The organism is Pseudanabaena biceps PCC 7429 (assembly GCF_000332215.1).
Lineage (GTDB): Bacteria > Cyanobacteriota > Cyanobacteriia > Pseudanabaenales > Pseudanabaenaceae > Pseudanabaena > Pseudanabaena biceps.
Genome location: NZ_ALWB01000101.1, coordinates 1 through 19,334, shown reverse-complemented (window position 1 = coordinate 19,334; position 19,334 = coordinate 1). Strand labels below are relative to the sequence as shown.

Annotated in this window: 13 protein-coding genes and 4 pseudogenes; 2 read left to right on the top strand and 15 right to left on the bottom strand. The window is 43.4% G+C overall.

The features are described 5' to 3' along the window. The 3 genes and pseudogenes from PSE7429_RS27210 to PSE7429_RS23685 form a co-directional block, all read right to left on the bottom strand. Positions 1-215 (bottom strand): annotated as a pseudogene (locus PSE7429_RS27210) (IS5/IS1182 family transposase); the annotation flags it as partial. Beyond that, a complete protein-coding gene (locus PSE7429_RS27995; RefSeq protein ID WP_407681161.1) occupies positions 187-348 on the bottom strand; it encodes a transposase in 162 nt (53 codons plus the stop codon). The gene PSE7429_RS27995 and the pseudogene PSE7429_RS27210, both read right to left, overlap by 29 nt. A 72-nt stretch (positions 349-420) precedes the next feature. Then, positions 421-687 carry an IS5 family transposase gene (locus PSE7429_RS23685; protein ID WP_009627573.1) on the bottom strand — a complete coding sequence of 89 codons (267 nt, stop codon included), beginning with the start codon at positions 685-687 and terminating at the stop codon, positions 421-423. 95 nt (positions 688-782) lie between these two features. On the opposite strand from PSE7429_RS23685, the pseudogene PSE7429_RS12520 reads away from it, so the two are divergent. Then, positions 783-1,118: pseudogene (locus tag PSE7429_RS12520) on the top strand (transposase); the annotation flags it as partial. A gap of 6 nt (positions 1,119-1,124) precedes the next feature. Here PSE7429_RS12520 and PSE7429_RS27990 read toward each other — a convergent pair. The 10 genes and pseudogenes from PSE7429_RS27990 to petB all read right to left on the bottom strand — a co-directional run. Then, positions 1,125-1,751: pseudogene (locus PSE7429_RS27990) on the bottom strand (AAA family ATPase); the annotation flags it as partial. Between the two features lie 203 nt (positions 1,752-1,954). Beyond that, positions 1,955-2,794, bottom strand: a complete 840-nt coding sequence (locus PSE7429_RS12510) for an SWIM zinc finger family protein (protein WP_009627569.1) — start codon at positions 2,792-2,794, stop codon at positions 1,955-1,957. A gap of 133 nt (positions 2,795-2,927) precedes the next feature. Beyond that, complete coding sequence (locus PSE7429_RS12505; RefSeq protein WP_009627568.1) at positions 2,928-6,296, bottom strand: DEAD/DEAH box helicase; 3,369 nt, start codon at positions 6,294-6,296, stop codon at positions 2,928-2,930. 262 nt (positions 6,297-6,558) lie between these two features. Continuing rightward, positions 6,559-8,367: a two-component system response regulator gene (locus tag PSE7429_RS12500; RefSeq protein WP_009627567.1), complete on the bottom strand. Its 1,809-nt coding sequence runs from the start codon at positions 8,365-8,367 to the stop codon at positions 6,559-6,561. Positions 8,368-8,735: 368 nt separating this feature from the next. Further along, entirely contained in the window at positions 8,736-12,803 is a 4,068-nt protein-coding gene (locus tag PSE7429_RS23670; RefSeq protein WP_009627566.1) for a cache domain-containing protein, read from the bottom strand. Then, positions 12,800-13,915, bottom strand: coding sequence for a bifunctional diaminohydroxyphosphoribosylaminopyrimidine deaminase/5-amino-6-(5-phosphoribosylamino)uracil reductase RibD (ribD, locus tag PSE7429_RS12490; RefSeq protein WP_009627565.1), 1,116 nt, complete (start codon positions 13,913-13,915; stop codon positions 12,800-12,802). Before ribD ends, PSE7429_RS23670 begins: the two co-directional genes overlap by 4 nt. A 772-nt stretch (positions 13,916-14,687) precedes the next feature. After that, on the bottom strand, positions 14,688-15,218 hold the full coding sequence (locus PSE7429_RS23665) for a hypothetical protein (protein ID WP_009627564.1): 531 nt from the start codon (positions 15,216-15,218) through the stop codon (positions 14,688-14,690). Between the two features lie 262 nt (positions 15,219-15,480). After that, positions 15,481-16,074, bottom strand: a complete 594-nt coding sequence (locus PSE7429_RS12480) for a LexA family protein (RefSeq protein ID WP_009627563.1) — start codon at positions 16,072-16,074, stop codon at positions 15,481-15,483. 293 nt (positions 16,075-16,367) lie between these two features. Then, positions 16,368-16,853 (bottom strand): cytochrome b6-f complex subunit IV, encoded by a 486-nt coding sequence (gene petD / locus PSE7429_RS12475; RefSeq protein WP_009627562.1) that lies wholly within the window; start codon positions 16,851-16,853, stop codon positions 16,368-16,370. 97 nt (positions 16,854-16,950) lie between these two features. Beyond that, positions 16,951-17,598, bottom strand: a complete 648-nt coding sequence (petB, locus tag PSE7429_RS12470; protein ID WP_009627561.1) for a cytochrome b6 — start codon at positions 17,596-17,598, stop codon at positions 16,951-16,953. Positions 17,599-17,871: 273 nt separating this feature from the next. Between petB and PSE7429_RS12465 the strand changes: the two genes are divergently transcribed. Beyond that, positions 17,872-18,453: a GNAT family N-acetyltransferase gene (locus PSE7429_RS12465; protein WP_009627560.1), complete on the top strand. Its 582-nt coding sequence runs from the start codon at positions 17,872-17,874 to the stop codon at positions 18,451-18,453. Between the two features lie 118 nt (positions 18,454-18,571). Here the strand turns inward: PSE7429_RS12465 and PSE7429_RS12460 are convergent, their stop codons facing one another. Together PSE7429_RS12460 and PSE7429_RS27205 are read right to left on the bottom strand one after the other, a co-directional pair. Further along, positions 18,572-18,985 carry a PIN domain-containing protein gene (locus PSE7429_RS12460; protein ID WP_009627559.1) on the bottom strand — a complete coding sequence of 138 codons (414 nt, stop codon included), beginning with the start codon at positions 18,983-18,985 and terminating at the stop codon, positions 18,572-18,574. Then, positions 18,924-19,334: pseudogene (locus tag PSE7429_RS27205) on the bottom strand (IS4 family transposase); the annotation flags it as partial. The pseudogene PSE7429_RS27205 and the gene PSE7429_RS12460, both read right to left, overlap by 62 nt.

Sequence of the window (19,334 nt, the reverse complement as noted above, 5' to 3'; positions counted from 1 at the left end):
AGTAAGTTCAACACCCAGCGCTTTTGTTGAACAACAAAGCCTTTTTGCCCCACAGGAGGAACAACCACTTGTAAGCACCAGTAAAAAGTATGCAGAATCGCCAGAACGAAAGCTTTACCCCTATAACCACGATCTACCCAAATCGTTGATAGACGGGGGAAACGGTCACGAATTTGGTTGATTTTTCTAAAAGCATGGTTGCCCCTTACGGTCATCAAGATTCGCAGCAGTAACTACCACCATCAATAGCAAACCCAATGTGTCCACAAAAATATGTCGTTTTCTGCCATTGACGAACTTGTTCCCATCAGTACCAACTGCTTCTGGTGATGCTAATCGGCTAGCGATTTTGGTTGATTGACTGTCAATACAACCTGCACTAGGTGTAGCTTCTCTTCCTTCACTGACTCGATACCATTGTTACAATTTAGCTTTGATATCTTGCCATGTGTTGGTAATACGCCAGTGCCGAAAGTAACCATAGACCGTCTGCCATACAGGAAAATCATGAGGTAACATCCGCCATGCACAGCCTGTGGCATTGATGTAGAAAATAGCATTGAGTATGGCTCTAATATCCACACTTCTTTTGCGTCCTCCTGTTCCTGCGGCGGGAATCAACTCTTTTACCAGTTCCCATTGATCATCAGTTAAGTCTGTGGGGTATGATTTCTTTGTTGCTTCCATAAGACTGTCTTTGTTTTTGTCTATTGACAGGCTATACCTTGGGGAGCTTTTTTTCACCTTTTTGACCCCAGAAAACTTCTCAAACACGCTCTGACTGTTTTCAAATATTTCTTGACCTTGTTTCAGAGAATTTTGCAGACAGCATCATTATCATGCAAGTTGATCAGGCTGGTTGTCATCGCGCTAAGCGTTTACGATTGCCTCGCAATATCATTTTGATATTTCAGCCTGCTCATTCTCCAGAATTAAACCCAATTGAGCGGGTTTGGCTACATTTGAAGCAAGGGTTGAGATTTTCTTTACCCAAAAATATGGATGAGTTGCGGCTTTTAGTCAAGAATCGTCTCTCCGAAATGTCTAAATCTGTAATTGCTTCCCTTGTCGGTAGAGGTTCCATACTGGATGCTCTATCTGTTGCCTCTCTTTTGTGATTTGGTATTACTCAAGGTAAAGGAGCGTACTTTGATGTTAAAAGGGCTGGAGGTATTCAGCCGATCGCTCCCACCTGAAGCATATTTATAATCCCGCACATCCCGCATCCCCACCAAAGCAACTGACTGCGGAAATCCCTGTGGACGATTTGGAAACCCAGAGCGGATTTGTCTTAACACTGAAATTAGAGTTTCATTACTCAAGGCATCAATTTCATCCAAAAAGACCACTAACGGACGAGAAGATAACTCTGCCCAGCGACTCAAGGTTGTGCCAATTCTTGCCCCTGCTTCAGCATCGCCCCACTCTTGAGGTTGCAATTCTTTAGGTCAACGAAACCGTATCGATTGCTTCCACTCCCCTAAAATAGCTAGTTCGGCTGCTCCCAAATCGTCTGAGAAAGCCGCCCCCACTTCCAGAGATAACATCACTGCCGTATATTGACCGCTAGCCGTTAGCTCTTGGGCAAGTGTCAGTATTGCTGTAGTCTTACCCACTTGCCTTGGCGCATGAATTACGAAATAGTTTTCCTGAGCAATTAGTTGTTTGATTTCAGGCAAGCGCTCTGTAGCTGACAACATGTAGTGAATGTCAGGCTTACAAGGACCAGCGGTATTAAACCATTTGGGCATAACGACAACTAACTAACAAAGCAGATACCCCTTCAATATATCGCAACGCGCCAAGCAAAATCCTCAAACCTAGAATTTACGTTGGTAGTAATAAGTATTTATACTTATTCGTTTTATTTTAATGGCAAATAAGTGACAATTATTTGCCCTAAGTCACTTCTATGTCAATTTAGGGCTTATGGATAATTTTAGATTGAAAATTTCTACAACAAAGATGAATTCTTGGTTCTGACACGAATAGAGAGTTCTTCCATAGTTTCGACAAACGAATTATCTTTATGCCAAAATGCGGGGTTATCGCCTTGTTTTTTGATAACGATCGCTGACACACTCGCAGGAGCAGCAAAAGGAATTGCCTGTGGTAGGCGCTTTTGTCCTTGCCAAAATTGTTTTAAAGTAGGAATTTCCTTGATAGTTTCGGTTTGTGGTTTGGTGAAGTAAGAGGTTGCTACGTCTGGCTGAAGAGTGCGATCTCCTAATTCTGATGCTAGGGCTTTACCGAGGGGGGACTTGATTAGTTCTGCTTGCAAATCTTCTTTGGATATGCCGCGCATCTCAAACAACAGAAATGGATCTTGATCGAGTTCGCTCGATAGTCGGTAACATAGCCCTGCTATATGTTTGCAAGGATTGGAATAGTCAGGGCAAGAACAATCGGTGTAAAAGTCTTTGCGACTATAGGGTAGTAGATGTTTACCAACGGCGGTAAAGCTATCTTCAATATTTTCAGGTACTTCATTGAGCAGTAATCTAGCTACTACGCTTGCCTTGGAGGACATATTGGCAATGATTTTTGTCCAGTCTTTGGCTGCGATCGCGGTCATTTTTACTTCAGTCCCATAAAGTGGTTCTTTATAGACTCCAAAATAAGGATTGACGTTACCGCGAATGGTTGCCGTGGCGATTCCTTTGGTAATAGTAAAATGGATAATGCGACTGTCTCCAGAATAGGCGCGTCCACGTTGGAGTCTACCGGAATCGGTGAAAGATTCGAGAGCACTAATAAATTTTTGCCCCCACCATGTCCGACTATGTTTTGCCATTGTTTTGTTTGGGTAGTTAGTGGTTATTGTTTAGCTTTTGGCTTTTAATGAATTATTTTAAAGTTGAAAAGAGAGAGATTGATAGTAATTGGATATTTTTGAAAGCTAACAGCTAACGGCTAATAGCCAATAACTAATCTATAATTGCACTCTTATTTAAAGCAATAAGCTGCTTGAACTTGTCGTTGTCCAGCTCCGTGAGCCAAGACTCATCCGCACCGACGATCGCGCCTGCGAGTTTCTTTTTATCCTCAATCATTTGATCGATGCGCTCCTCTAGGGAACCGATGGTAATGAATTTGTGAACAAAGACATTTTTCTTCTGTCCAATCCGAAAGGCGCGATCGGTGGCTTGGTCTTCAACGGCAGGATTCCACCAGCGATCGAAGTGGAAGACGTGGTTTGCCTTAGTGAGCGTAATACCGACACCACCCGCCTTGAGCGAGAGAATAAATATAGAAGGTTCGGTTTCAGGATCTTGGAACTCGTTAATCATGCGTTCGCGTTTATCGCGATTTGTGCCGCCGTGAATGTAGTAGGTGTTGTAATGCAGCTTTTGACGGATATATTTTTCTAAAGCGTCACCTATCTCGGTAAACTGCGTAAAGATTAATAGGCTTTCTCCTTCGGAAATGACTTCTTCCATCATCTCGGACAAGCGGCTAAGCTTATGCGATCGCTCGGTTGTAAAGTCGCTACCATCTTGCAAAAACTGGCGCGGATGATTGCAAATTTGTTTGAGTTTGAGCAATGTCGAGAGAATTAAACCCTTACGCTGAATTCCTTCGACTTCATTAAGTTGTTTTTCCACATCCCTAACCACTACTTCATAAAGGGAAGCTTGTTCTTTAGTGAGGTTGGTATAGAGCTTTTGTTCGATTTTATCGGGCAGATCTTTAATGATCGATTGATCGGTTTTGACTCGTCGCAAAATAAATGGCTCGACCAATTTTTTTAATACACCTGCTTGAATTTGATCGTTATTCTTTTGAATTGGCGTTTCAAAGGATTTTTTAAATTGTGCTTCTTTGCCTAAGTAGTTGGGATTGAGGAAATTGAAAATTGACCATAAATCTAAGAGACGATTTTCAACGGGTGTACCTGTGAGGGCGAGGCGATGTTTGGACTCTAATTTGAGAATTGCTTTAGTTTGAGCTGCTTTCGGATTTTTGATGTTTTGGGCTTCATCAATCACGATCCGATGCCAGTTGACGGAACTAAATAGAGCTTCGTCTTTGCGGATGAGGGTAAAGGAAGTAATGATCAAATCATGGGTTTGATAGATATTTTGAAAAGCGGCCGCATCTTGTAGGCGATCGCTACCGTGATGCACGATCGCTCGTAAATGGGGCGCAAACTTCTCGATTTCTTTTTGCCAATTACCAACAACGGATGTAGGGGCAATCAGTAACGTGGGTGGGATCTCATTTATCGATACAAAGGCAGGAAGAACTTTTTTGGATTTTGCTGTTTTGGTTGATTTTTTGGCTTTAGTGGGTTCGGGAATTTCTGTAATTGCATCACGTTCGTTCACTAATCTAGCAATAATCTGAACAGTTTTACCCAAGCCCATATCATCGGCTAGACAACCATTTAAGCCTAGATTTTCTAAATATTGTAACCATGCTACGCCACGTTTTTGATATTCGCGCAGAGTTCCTTTTAGTTGTGGTGGATTTTCGATTGGTTCAAATTGCTGCTTGTCTTGCAACTTTGATAGCATTTCTGCAAGGGTACTGTTACGATCAACTTCCCAATCAGGATCAGTGGCGGTTAGCTTCATTAGTTCAATCAGACTCATTGCCGATGTGCCTTGTCCCTGTTGTTGCCAGAAGGTGAGCATTTCTTGCATTTTGTCGCGATCAAGTTCGATCCATTCGCCACGAAACTTGACTAATGGTGTTTTCGCATTGATTAGCTGTTCCCATTCTTTGGCGGAGATGCTTTCATCTCCGATCGCTAATTCATACTGATATTCCACTAGTTGATCAAAACCAAAGTAGCTCTTGGCTTGAGTTTTAGAACTTGCTGCGCTTTTGCCTGAACCCTTCAAGCGCATTTTTGCCCTGCGTCGTCCCGCAGGTGTCCACCAAGCAGGCACAACGACTTTGTATCCAGCATCTTCTAAAACCCATGCTGATTCTTTTAGGAATTCAAAGGCTTGATCGAGATCGAGACTTAACCCAATCGGGCGATCGGTTTCTAAGCCTTGCCAAATAGGATTGTAGATTCTGGCGGCATAGCCAAGATTTAATAGGAGATTTTGCTCAAACTCTTTGCCAAATTGCTTTTCAAGTACCTTTTTTTTTGCTGCCGTCATAGTCCAATAATCGGCTAGTAGTAATTTCAACGATGGATCTTGTCTAGGAGCAACTTGAAATTGTAATTGCCAAGGTTCCTCTTCCTTCAATGGCGCTTGGAGTTGAAAGCAGAGATAAAAATCGGAATCCGATTGAGTGCGAACAATTTTTTGTCGCCATGCTTGCCATTGTTGATATTCTTCCAAAGCTGCATCATCAGCAATCATCGGATCGGTGAAATGATTGTCGGAAAAATCAAGACATTTCTGTAATAAAGAATTAGATACCTGTTTATCAAATTGGGCTGTCGATGGAGTATTGGTGAGAATGCTATGGAGCAATGATTCTGAGAAATGTTGTAATAGAGTGCGGCGATCGCTAAATAATGGTTGAGAATTAGGTTCGCTAAATCCTGAAACACAGGCTAGGGGCATATATTCCACATACTGCTGTAGCTCTTCCTTATATTTTTCAGAAACGATCTCCCAAGCGGGATATATTTCAAATTTTGGTGCTTGACTTGCTCCTTTTTTAGACTTTGCAGAAGTTTTGCTTGCTTTAGTAGTTTTAACCTCCAGTTCTCGATACTTCAAAGCAGGAATATATTGATCCTTGAGAATAATCTGTTTAAAGGATTGGGTATAGTGATACCAAAATAGTAAATCCGATCCTAGTTGTACTTCCGCGAGATTATTGATCGCGATGAAATGTAAATCATTCAGTAACTTGATAACATTAACCGCGCGGCGATATGTATAGCTACCTGTTTTGACGGGAGTAGTCACCTGATAACAATCAATTTGCCAATATTGCAAATCAAAATCTTCAGGACTATCAATTTCTAAATATCGTGCCGATTCTAAAGATGGTAATGGTTGATTATCGCTTGTTGGCAAAAGAAAATATTGAGGAAAGATTATCTTTTCCTTTTCGTATCTTTTATTATTTGGCTCCTCTAGAAGCTCATCCTTGATGGCTAGATCTTTATAGAGAAAGGACTTTAAGTCTGGTTCACCTAAGCTCGCAGGATGCTTTGCGATCGCCCCAGAAGATTGCACTGTCTTGGATGATTTGCGCTTGTTTGTGGCGATCGCTCTCGGTTCTGTAGTCTCTACCCAAATATAAAAATTACCAGTTTGGATAAAATCATTACTATGATCGGAACTATAGTTGGAAATCCAAGTACCATGTAGAATTTTCATAGTTTTTTCCCGATCAGTCTAAGATAATGGTTGATTGACTTATCTACAGCGCTTTGCGCTCAAACCCAAACCAAGGAAATTTTTGAAAGCGTTGCTTTGCAACGCTTTCAAAAATTTCTTTGTGGTTCGTTTGATCGATAATTGCTGTAAGAAATGGCGTAGCCATTTCTTAACTTGGTATTAAAGGATGAGTGGCGGCGCGAAGCGCCGCCACTCATCCTTTGGGGTTTGTGTAGGGCTAGAAGGGTTTGGGCAAACCCTTCTAGGCTTGGGTTTTAAACCCTGTAAGCAATAAATTTTGGGCAGCTTCGGCATTGACGGGGCGAGAAAATAAATAGCCCTGACAAAAATCGCAATGTAATTCTCGAATCTGGGCTAGCTGCTCTTGGGTCTCTACGCCCTCGGCGATCGTAAACATGTCTAAGCTTTTAGCCAGTGCGATAATTGCTTTAATAATTTCTGTGTTTTTGCCATTTTTCCCAATTCTCATCACAAAGGAGCGATCGATTTTGAGATGATTGATCGGTAGCCGATGGAGATAACTTAGGGAAGAGTAACCAGTACCAAAATCATCAATACTTAGCTGAATATGCCTATCGTGCAATTGGGCAATAATTTTGCCAGCAAATTCGGCATTCTCCATGATGTCGCTTTCGGTGATTTCTAATCTTAAGGAATCGCCATCAATACCTGTCTCCTCAAGCACGCGATCAATCTGCTCCAGCAGATCGAAGCTCATAAAATGCTTTACCGAAAGATTGACATTCATTGTTAAGGAATGTTTGACAATACCCGCATCTCGCCAAATTCGCAGTTGCTGGCAGGCTTGTCGCAACACAAATAGGTCGATCGCAATTACTAATCCCGTCTCTTCGGCGATCGGAATAAACTTGTTAGGGACGACTAATCCTTTCTCGGGATGATTCCAACGCACCAGCGCTTCAAAGGAGGTGATTTCATTGCTGATGGCGTTGACGATCGGCTGATAATAGGCTTCTAATTCTTGACGCTCTAAAGCATGTCTGAGATCGGATTCGAGCTGAAAATTGTAGAGGGCAAGGTTATGCATTGTTTGCTCGAACACTTGATATCGAGCCTTTCCATTCGCTTTAGCTTGGTACATGGCGGTATCGGCATCCCTGAGGATATGTTCGGGCTGTCTGTAAACCCCATTGCCTATCACAATGCCAATACTGACATTGGTAAATACTTGATATTCGCTAATTTGAAATGGTGCAGCTAATTCGCGCAGAATATCATCGGCAGTTTTGATGGCATCGGCATATTTTTCGGTATCTTGCAGCAGTATGGCAAACTCGTCTCCTCCCAATCGGCAAAGCATAGTGCCCGGACGCAGACAAAGCTGAATTCTGCGCGCGATCGAGACTAGTAGTTGATCGCCAACTAAATGTCCTAAGGAATCGTTAACGGATTGAAAGCGATCGCAGTCTAAAAATAATACGGCAAAATGCGATCCAGATTGTTGATTGGCCTGCTGGAGGATTTGCTCTAATCGCTTCATGAACCAAGTTCGATTCGGTAATCCCGTCAGGACATCATGCAGCGCTAAGTGAAGTAATCTTTCTTGAACTTGCAGACGCTCCGCAATTTCTTGTTCTAGTTGGACAGTTCGCTGACGCACGCGCTGCTCGAGTTCGGCATTAAGTTGTCTAATTTCTTTTTGGGCAAACCTCAAACTTAAATGGGTCTGAATGCGTGCCAATACTTCTTCTAGCTGAAAGGGTTTGGTAATATAATCTACCCCACCCACGGTGAAGGCTTTAACCTTATCAATTACCTCATCCAAGGCGCTCAAAAAAATCACGGGAATATCGCAGGTCTTCTCATCAGCCTTGAGCCTGACACAGGTCTCGTAGCCGTCGATATTCGGCATCATGATATCTAGCAGAATCAGATCGGGTTTAGCGGCTTTTGCTACGGTCAAAGCCATTAATCCATCGGTGACGCTGCGTACCTTATAGCCTTGCTCCGTCAAAGTTGTCGATAGAAAACGCAAATTATTTGGCATATCATCGACTATTAATATGTCGCCGCTATAATTTCTAGTCATTATGTAGCCGTATCCATAGATGTTGTCCCAGAATTGCTTTGATGACTAGGAATTCAATAATTCTAAAAATTATCTATAGTCCATGTCAAATTAGTTAACAATCGCTTTTTTAGCAGTTAATTGTAGCTTTAAAAGGATAGTTGGCTGGATATCTTGCCATAGACTAGATACGGTGCTTCAGCATAGTTTGGCTGAGCGAATTTGAAGCCCTGTTTTTCTCATAAATGGTTAGGACTGCTAAGTACCTCAGCATAATTAAAATCCAGACCTAAAACCTGCGGCGCACGGGCAGCGTGCGTCGCAGGTTTTATGGTTTTATATTTAATTAAGCCCACTTACTTATATATTTAGTGAAGATATGATATTGATTATTTGCGGAGAGCTTGTTTGGTCAAACCCATAATTTGATTGTAACAAAAATTATCCACAAGGGCGATTAAAGAATGGATTAAAACAGTATTATCTTCTGGAATTTCTGCAACTAATTCATTAATTAAGTCATTGTCAGCTAGCATAGCTGCTTGATTGAGTTGGGCGATCCAAAGGTCGGACATTTGCGATAAATTGGCTGTAAAATTTGCCTTCAAGGCTTCTAGATCGAGGTTGTTTTTCCCCTTAATATGGCGATCGCTTTCATGCTCGTATAAATAAGTCACCCCTAAATATTCGGTTAGCTTCTCGAAAATGAGATTTTCCTGAAAAGGCTTGCGGACAAAATCATCACAGCCTGCCGAGAGAATAATTGCCTTTTCTTCCTCTAAGGCACTGGCGGTTAAGGCGATAATTACGGTGGCTTGTCCCCTTAGGTGCGATTTGATCTGGCGAGTCGCTTCATAGCCGTCCATGATAGGCATTCGCATATCCATCCAGATCAGGTGTGGTTGCCATTCTTCCCAAAGGGCGAGAGCCTCTGCCCCATTTTGTGCTTCGCGGACTTGGAAGCCAACTGCTTCTAAAATTTTGACTAACAAGTGCCGACTTTCCCAACGGTCTTCTACGACGAGGAGTCGATATTCTGGCTGATCGGGAGCTAAAGCAGTGACATAGAGATCGTTGGGCTGATGTAAGGGGACGGATTCTGCCGATATACTGATGGGGATTTCCACTTGAAAAGTGCTACCCTCTCCCAAGATGCTACTTACGGTAATTTGCCCACCCATAAACTGGGCAAACTTCAGGCTAATGGGTAATCCTAAACCAGTTCCTTCTGAGGCTCTACGCCCGATATCGGTTTGCTCAAAGGCTTCAAATATTCGTTCTAGTTGATGTGGTGGAATACCTTCACCCGTATCTTCTACTTTGAAAATGATGGTGCCTGAGGATGCTTCTTTTTGGGGATTTAATGGTGATTCTCCTCCTAATCCATTAGTTTCTTCTGGATGGAGCGCCTCGGCCGATAGAGTGATCGATCCTTGTTTGGTGAATTTAATCGCATTGCTCAATAAGTTAATGAGGATTTGGCGGAGTTTACCTTCGTCGGTGACGATCCACTGCGGTAATTTAGGCGATCGCTTAAAAATCAATTTCACCTTGCGATCTATAGCTTTCAGTCGAAACATCTGTTCCAACATATCTAACATGCGATAAAGATCGAAGCAGGTGCTATTGAAGGTGATGCGCCCCGATTCGATTTTGGACATATCTAAAACATCATTAATTAATTCCAGTAGATGCTCGCCACTGTCATGAATAACTTTGAGATAGGAGCGATGGCTATCGGTAAGGCTAAGGTCGCGGAGCATGAGCTGGGTAAATCCCAGAATTGCATTTAGAGGGGTGCGGAGTTCGTGACTCATACTCGCTAAAAAATGCCCCTTGGCTTGGCTCGCACTTTCGGCGGTTTGTTTTGCCTGTTTGAGTTGCTCTTCGACCTGTTTTCTGTCGGTTATATCTCGAGCCACCCAAACTACGGTCTCCCGATCAATGGGAGAGATGCTGGCATTCCACCAGATTGAGCGATCGATGGCTTGATCGTTAGATGAGAGATACTCGACATTTAGAGTTTGCTGGGTTTCTAAAACTTGCTCAATGCAATTTGTAAATAGTTCTACTTGTTCTTGGGGAAATATTTCCGAAGGCAGCTTGCCAATAATTTCCCTAGATTCTCTCCAGTTTCCTTTGCGAGTTTCGGGGGTTTTGAGAATGCGTCCTAATCGATCACGCACCAAAATGACATCATCCATCGCGGCAAATAGGGCTTGCATTTCGGCGTTGGTAATCCTGAGTTTCTCTTCGGACTGTTTGTGATCGATGCCGATGGCGATCGCATTAGAAATTAGATCTATGGTTTGAATATCAGTATCTAAATGCGATTGCGAGAGCATCAAGATGACACCGATCACTTTTCCTTTGACGATTAGAGGATATCCAACTAAGGAAATAATGTTTTCCTCTTGCAGCCATTGGCGATCGACTTCAGATATATCCGCCAAAATTTGATTGGTCAGTAGTGGCTGGAAATTCCCTTGGGTAATCGACCAAATTTTGGCTTGGGGGATGAGATGCCGCAGTCTCTCGCGATCGGTATGGTTGTAGTTTCCTGCACTGACATCGATATCTAAACTGTTGCCAAAGGCGTTGAGTGTCCATATTTGGGCAAAGGCAACATTCATATGTCGCCAGAGAGACTCTACAAAGGATTGGAGTACTTCGGCGAGAGTATGAAGCTGGGTGGAAGCGGAGCCGATTTCTGCCATTAAAATGGATAGATGCACCCGCTCTAGTAATTCCGCTTCTACTTGCTTGCGATCGCTAATATCAAAAATTGCTCCATCGAGCCACAGTAAGCGATCATCCGCAAATATACCTTGTCCCTTCTCACAGAGCCAGCGAATATTGCCTTGGGCATTGATAATTCGATATTCAAGGCTATAGGGCTGTCCGCAGGCTAAGCTCTCATTGATTCCCCGTTTGATATAGTCACGATCTTCGGGATAAATGATGCTTGTCCAGCTACGGACGCGATCCGCGACAAAATCTTCAGGTTGATATCCCGTTAAGCCCTCTACATCGCCGCCAATAAATACCATTGTCCAATCGCGATCGCCGTTGCAACGGTAGGCAATTCCCGAAAAGTTAGAAACCAAACTTCTAAATTTCTCTTCGGATGCTTGGAGATCGGTCATTCTTTCCTGAATCCGAGATTCCAAATTTTCATTGGCTCGCTCCAGTTCGTCAAAAGACAGCTTTAAACGAAATGCCATCTGGTTAAAAGCTTGTGAGAGCAGATCCATTTCTTCAATCGCGGCAGAGGGAACTTCGCGATTCAGTTCTCCATTGGTCACCGCTTGACTGGCAAGGGTTAGCCTGCGTAGCGGTCGGTTGATATATTGAGTCGTGAATATACCTAAGGCGATCGCCCCTGCAAGACATAGCCCAATCAGTAAAATCGTCCTTTGGCGTTTAAGATCGAGTTGCTCGGTAAAGTCTGACTCGGGCACCGTCACCACGATCGTCCAGTTAAGCCCGCGATTGTCTCGATAGGGAAGTACTTTCAGAAATATGTTTTTCCCTTCTGATTGGAATTTTAGATTCTGGGCGGTGTTGAGATGATCCAGTCCTCCCGCCTGCTGCTCTAGATAGTTCGCTGCCATCCGAATCATGGGTTGCTTGACATTCTTAAGGGGGACTCTTTGCGAAGTTAGATCGTAGAGATTCTCTCGAACGGAGCTAGCAACCAATAAACCTGAAGGTTCGACGATGAAAGCCTGTCCTGTTTTCCCAATTTGCAAACTGTTTAAAAATTGGCTGATGCTGCCTAAAGACAGATCTGTCCCTAAGACTCCAATTCTCTTCCCTTCGGCATTATACACAGCTAGGCTGGCAGTGATTACCTGTTCTGGGCGATTGAAATCTTGATAGATCGGACTCCAAGTTGATTGGCGATCTCTTAAAGCAGCCCGATACCAAGGACGTTGACGGGGATCGTAGGCTTCGGGATTTCCCGCCAGACTGAGGCGCTCTCCTTGTCTATTTAAGTTGTAACGATAACGTTGTAAACCCTTGCTTCCGTTAATGTTAATCGCTGTTTGGAGTTTGTTATCAATGCGGGTAATGCCCACAAAGTTACCCGTGCTTTCTTCTCCATAATAGATCCAAGAAACCATCGGAAAGTTATTGATCTGCTGCCATAGATATTTCTCGCTAGCGCGATCTTGAGTTTTTAATATGCCTTGACCGATCGCATCGGCATTAATTCTATTGATTAAATGGGGGACTTCTAGATAGGAGGTGAGCTTTTGTTCGATGCGATCGCTAATTTCGTTTTGTAGTTGACCGACGAGGTTGTCGATCGTTTCTTGTTCGCTGTGCCAAGATAGCCATGCCATCAATCCTGATATTCCTATGATCAAGATCGCAAACTGACCGATGAGAATGAACTTAAGGGTTAACTTTCGCGGCTTTTGAGGATTGGGGAAGGCTAAGCGATCGCTCATGGGAGATATCCAGTAATCAAAAAGTCCGTACCAATTTGTTGTAACTGCGATCTCTCGATGGCGATCGCCTCGGTCATCAAGGTTAAATCCAGATCGTCAATAGGACTGGGAGCCGTAAATCCCCCAATTAATTTGGGAGCAATAAAGGCGTAGATTTTTTGTACCATCTTAGCTTTAATCGCAGCCGCTCCCAGTCTTCCGCCACATTCCCAGAGAACGGTGTTGCAACCACGTTTGCCTAATTCTTGCATCACGACTTCAGGGGATAGGATATCGAGTTCGAGCACTTCCACTTGGCGATCGCGGAGCTTTTGCTTTAGCTGGGGATGGCGATCGGGAGGAACAATCAAGAGTGTTTTCTCGCTTTCCGTGATGTGCCATAGATTGGCGGTTTCGGGCAGATCGCAACTAGCGGAGACCACCACCCGTAAAGGACAATGGAGGCTCGTTCCATGGGTTGTTAAATGGGGATTGTCGAGTCTGACGGTGTTTCCGCCTGTAATGATCGCGTCACAGCCTCCCCGCAGATCATGTACCACTCGCCTTGCTTCAGCGCCAGTAATCCAATAGCTATGTCCTGAAGTTGTGGCAATTTTGCCATCGAGGGTCATCGCATATTTAAAAATGCCAAACGGGAGATTTGTCCGCACGCGATGGAAAAAGGCTTCATTTAGTTCTAAACAGGCTTCGACTAAGACCCCAGTGGTCACCTTCAGCCCTGCTGCCCTGAGGCGATCCCGCCCAGTACCAGCAACACGGGGATCGGGATCGATCGCCCCAATGACCACTTCCCCAATTCCTGCTTGAATAATTGCCTCGGAACAGGGGGGCGTGCGTCCGTGATGGTTACAGGGCTCTAGATTGACGTAGAGGGTCGCATCTTGCAGATCCTCTCCCGTTTGCTGGGCGGCGCGGATGGCAAATACTTCGGCGTGAGGCTGACCCGCTTGCGGATGAAAGCCTTCCCCTAACACCCGCCCATTTTTCACAATTACACTACCCACCATTGGGTTTGGTGCGGTGCGACCTCTGGCTTGGAGAGCCAAATCAATACATCGTTGCATCCAGCGATCGTGTAGGTTCGTTAATTCCTTGTCTGCGGTTTCTGCCATGAAGGGACTGTTTAATAATTAAAATTAATAACTAAAAATTTAAACTATAGCAATCCTCAAGGGTTTGTGGAAGCCTCGCTATTTGCTTTTGGATTAAAGATCGGGGGTTAAGAAACCATTTAAGAATTGGATAGATCCCCCCAGCCCCCCTTAAAAAGGGGGGAGCATTAAATTCTTCCCCCTTTTTAAGGGGGATTGAGGGGGATCTCTTAGAGTTTTTGACCGCAGAAAGTAATTCTTAAATGGTTTCTAAGTATCTAGATACTAGATATAAGTATCTAGGTACAATTAAATATAAAATTCCAAAAGCTGTAACGCAGACTACGCTATAGCTTTTGACTCTAGTGCAGTATAGTTAAAGCCCAAAAATAGAAGAGCGTACCGCCCGCTACGCGGGCGGTACGCTCTTCTATTTTTGTTTTTTAATTATGCGTAACTGCTTATTCATTGGAATAGTAAGGAAGTAGATACTTAGTCATCCTAATCAATGCATACTAATCGATGAATAATTAATCTATTGACTGAATTGCATGAATTGATTGATTACGATACAAATCAAAACTCAAAAGCGAAGGACGGCAAAAAATGCCGCCCTTCGCTTTTGAGTTTTATACCAAATCACAAAATGGCTACGCCATTTTGTGATTTTAAAACCCTTATTGGGTTTGGTTTTCAATTCCCAAAAGTGTAGCCATACTTTTGGGAATTGGTATAACCTGAACTGACATGAATACCAATTCAAAAAATGGCATAGCCATTTTTTGAATTGGGTTTAGGTAGCATGGCGACCCATTAAACCAGCAAGATTAGCTAGAGCAGTAAAACCGCGTTTCATTTTTTGCTTTCGCTGCATCTTGCGAAGAATATTAACCACAGCCTCTAAGTCATGGGCATTATCTGGAGGCTTCTTGGCGCGAAGATGTTTGAAAGGTAGCGCAATCCCAAAATGAAGAGCGGCATTGCAAAAAGCATTGAGCATCGCCCGTTCAGGGGCATGAACGCCAATGGCATTTTCTCCCACTTGAATCAAGCAACCTTTGTCACTGCCCGTTGCCTCGCGGGTAATCCCACCCACAGTCAGCAGACAGCGCATGGTGATGTAGTCCGATACAGCTACAGGCGAGGAAAAGCTTACTTGCCAATTATCCTTATGAGCATCTAGGCGCGAACAAAGCATTTGCCAAACCGTAAAGAATTCCGAAGACTCGTTTTGACCAACAACATTTTCCGAAATGCCAAAAGAGCGAGCCTTAGAAGCCGATAAATTGAGGATTGGAGCAGATGAATCAGGAAAGCGCGTCATAGAGGAGACCAAAAACTCTTTGATTAATGTACGATAATCAAATGAAAAAGTCACCCCCCATTTATAGGTAAAAAAATGCAAAAACAGGCAAAAAATAGCTTGGCAAATATTTTACTGATTCTTACAGACTCAAGCTCTTGATCAGTCGCCCATTAATGGCATGTTATAGCTATAGTCACTTAAGTCAAATAGAGAGTTACGGCGCTTCGCACCGCAACTCTCTATTGGGTTTGATTGCTGACTATAGCTATACCTAGAGCACTTAGAGCGCATGAATCACATTGGTGACCACTCCCCAAATATGTAAATCAACATTTTCATCGATTTCAATGGGTTGAAAATTTGGATTTTCGGGCATTAACCACAACTTATTCCGATGCTTGCGCAAGCGCTTTACAGTTAGCTCTCCATTCACAACTGCGATCACCACCTTGCCGCTGATGGGTTCAATCGCGCGATCGACCACTAACAAGTCACTGGGATGAATACCCGCATCCAGCATCGAATCACCGATAACCCGCACTAAAAAGGTCGATTCTGGATGCTTCACCAGATGGCGATTGAGGTCGATTTTCCCCTCTATATAGTCTTCAGTCGGGGCGGGCAAGCCTGCGGCAACTGGATTAAGATAAAGAGGTATCCTGCATCTAGTATCGCTATTGGTCGAAAATATCGATGCGACAATAGTTGATGGCTCTATCTTTTGGGGGTTTTGTAAGTTTTGGGGAATTCTCGCCAATGCTTCTAAAATCTCATCGGCAATACTTACTGGCAGGCGCACAGCTTTAGTCGTTTCATTATATTTGCCAGTACCTACAGGACGACCTGCACCCTGACGCTTCCCACCACGCGGCATAGTCTTTCTCTCTCGCTATTTAAATTAATAAGTGAACCGAATATCATGACGATTATTATTAAGGCGATCGCCACAGATATAAGAATGCGATTATATGAATATCGTACGCTAACAAAGATAATTTGCAAGAATTAGCGATTATTTTTTATATAGCTATATTCACTTAATTCAGGACATCAAACCCAAAAGGGGGTTGCCGCGCGGAGCGCGGCAACCCCCTTTTGGGTTTGATATAATTCCGCAAAAGAGCTACGAGCATAGCTCGTAGCTCTTTTGTGAAGCATTTTAGTTACTTAGAACAAGCCTAAGGTCAAAGACTTGTCGATAGGCATCGTAGAGCCAATACCCAACCATAGGGTAAAAGCAGTACCAAACAAGAAAACTGCCATGGCGACAGGACGACGGAAAGGATTTTGGAATTTATTTACATTCTCAATGAAAGGAATGAGGATCAAACCAACAGGAATCAAGCTCTGGAGCAATACACCCAAAAGCTTGTTAGGGACGATCCGCAAAATTTGGAATGCAGGATAGAGGAACCACTCAGGGAGAATTTCCAAAGGAGTTGCAAAGGGATTAGCAGGTTCGCCAACCATCGTCGGATCAAGCACCGCCAAACCAGTAATCAAAGCGATCGTGCCAGTAATAACTACGGGGAACATGTATAGGAGGTCATTTGGCCAGGCTGGTTCGCCATAGTAGTTGTGACCCATGTTCTTTTCCAACTTTGCCCGCAAAATTGGATCGTTCAAATCGGGAAGCTTTTCAGTCTTTGCCATTTTATCGCTCTATGTTATGGAGTAATGGTTTTCTAAAATTATGTAGTACGGAAATCGTAGGGGGGAGGCAAATACAAGAAACCTTACAAACAGAAGTTTACAAGGGACCAGAAATGCCTTGCTTACGAATCATCAAGAAGTGAGCAAGCATGAACACAGCAATCAACCAAGGCAATACAAAGGTATGCAAGCTGTAGAAACGGGTAAGGGTTGCTTGTCCGACGCTTTGACCGCCACGGAGTAGTTCTACTAAGGTTCCGCCGACAACAGGAATGGCTTCAGGTACGCCAGATACGATCTTTACCGCCCAGTAGCCGACCTGATCCCAAGGTAGAGAATAGCCAGTTACGCCAAAGGTAACAGTGATAACGGCAAGGATTACGCCAGTGATCCATGTCAATTCACGGGGCTTTTTGAAACCGCCAGTCAAATAAACGCGGAATACGTGCAAGATCATCATCAAAACCATCATGCTTGCCGACCAACGGTGAATCGAGCGGATTAACCAGCCGAAGTTAACATCAGTCATGATGTAGCGGACGGATTCAAAGGCTTCCGTGACAGATGGCTTGTAGTAAAAGGTCATCGCGAAACCTGTCGCAAACTGAATCAGGAAGCAGGTGAGGGTTATGCCGCCAAGACAGTAAAAAATATTAACGTGAGGAGGAACGTACTTACTCGTAACGTCCTCTGCAAGCGCCCCGACTTCAAGGCGATCGTTAAACCAATCGTAAACTTTACTCATGTAATTGAAAAACCCAAGATTGCTGAACTAGTTAACAATTTTTTGATAGCTGTAATATATTTTAATGCTTTTGACAGATGTAAGCAAAGCTAAACATAGTTTTTTAACAGGCTTTAAAAACTTATATCAGATTTCCCCAGTGCTTATCGAGCTTTAAGCGCTAACTCTAAGCAAATAAAGCAAATACTTGCTTGACTGGCTGGCTTGGGTTTAAGGATTCTTTGACCAGTTGCCGCATCAATCACCCTAATTAATCACCTAAAAATTATGACTATGAATGATTTACCAGATAAATCTACCGATAAAGATAGCGATCGCCCCGAAAGCCATAGCACCATCATCCGCGAGATGAATATCGATGATATCGCCCCAATTTTTCATTTAGGCGAGCAATTATTTACTAGCGATCTCTATCCATACCTCTATCGAACATGGGACGAATGGGAGGTAATCGGCATGTACAATACGGACTCCGAATATTGCTTGGTTGCCGAAGTTGACGATCAACTAGCAGGGTTTATTCTCGGCACAATTATTATTAAGGCTTCATGGAAATATGGCTATATCACTTGGTTGGGGATTAGCCCCAACTTTCAGCGCAAGGGGATTGCCGATCGCCTTGTCGATAAGATCGTGGAGCGGATGATCGAGGATAACGTCAGGTTTATGCTCGTTGATACTGACCCCGCCAATACCCCCGCGATTAATTTCTTTACTCGCAAAGGTTTCGGCAATGCCAGAGAGCATGTTTTCCTATCGCTAAATCTCGCTAAACATGAATATTACGGTAGATTGATTAATTACGAACGGGATAAAGCCGAGCGCAATCGTCCGCGATCGCGCCGCCGTACTTAAATTTAATTTTGTTTAAAGTTTGTATGGGGCATCAATCTAATTCTTGAAAATCTCACTAATAGTGATCGCACTTCGGCGAAGGTTGATGTCATAGGATCTCCTTGCTTTTTCACGTTTTTTACATTGTGTTTTGCGTGTTTTGGAGTTCTTTTAGCATTGACACAGAGAGTGGTAGCCCCTGCTTTAACAAAATTTCTAAGTATTCATTGCTAGTTTTGGGCGGATAGAGCAGCCGTTTTCTGACCGTTTCTACTTGATTAAGCATTGTGATCGGTTTTAGGGTAATCAGGCTAGCAATGAATTCATCAGGATGCAAAGCTACAATTTTGTACCCATCAAGAACAGTTTTCGGAAAGTCTCTGATATTAAACGTGATGATTTGACTAGCTTTACAAGCGATCGCTGCTGCGAGAATATGGCGATCGTCTTTATCAGAAAGTTCTATAGAGGGTATTAGCTTACTTTTCCCGTTAAGTATAAATTTGGGCAAGAAGCCAACCTTGGCAAAGATCGCGTAAATTAGACCAACCACGCCAGAGAACTTGAATACCAATGGGAGACTTACGACGATGTTCAAGATAGCCGCCAAGGAAGCAATGGATTCGATCGCCCAAGCAACGGTTAAACAGGAGGAGATTTAGGAATCGAGCCTTAAAACCTGAATTTGGAGAGGAGAAAGAATCTCAACGGCAGGAGCATCAGGTTGATTGCGATGGAGATAAGTAACCTGTAAAAGTTCAACGGCACAGACACTTAAAAAGCCTAACAAGGTCTTCATCCCTTCAGCAGCAAGTCGATAGCGCTCACACTGACAGCCAGACTTAAAGATTTTATGGAAATCTTCCACCCGCCAACGGTAAGTATACCAACGTAAAATCTTA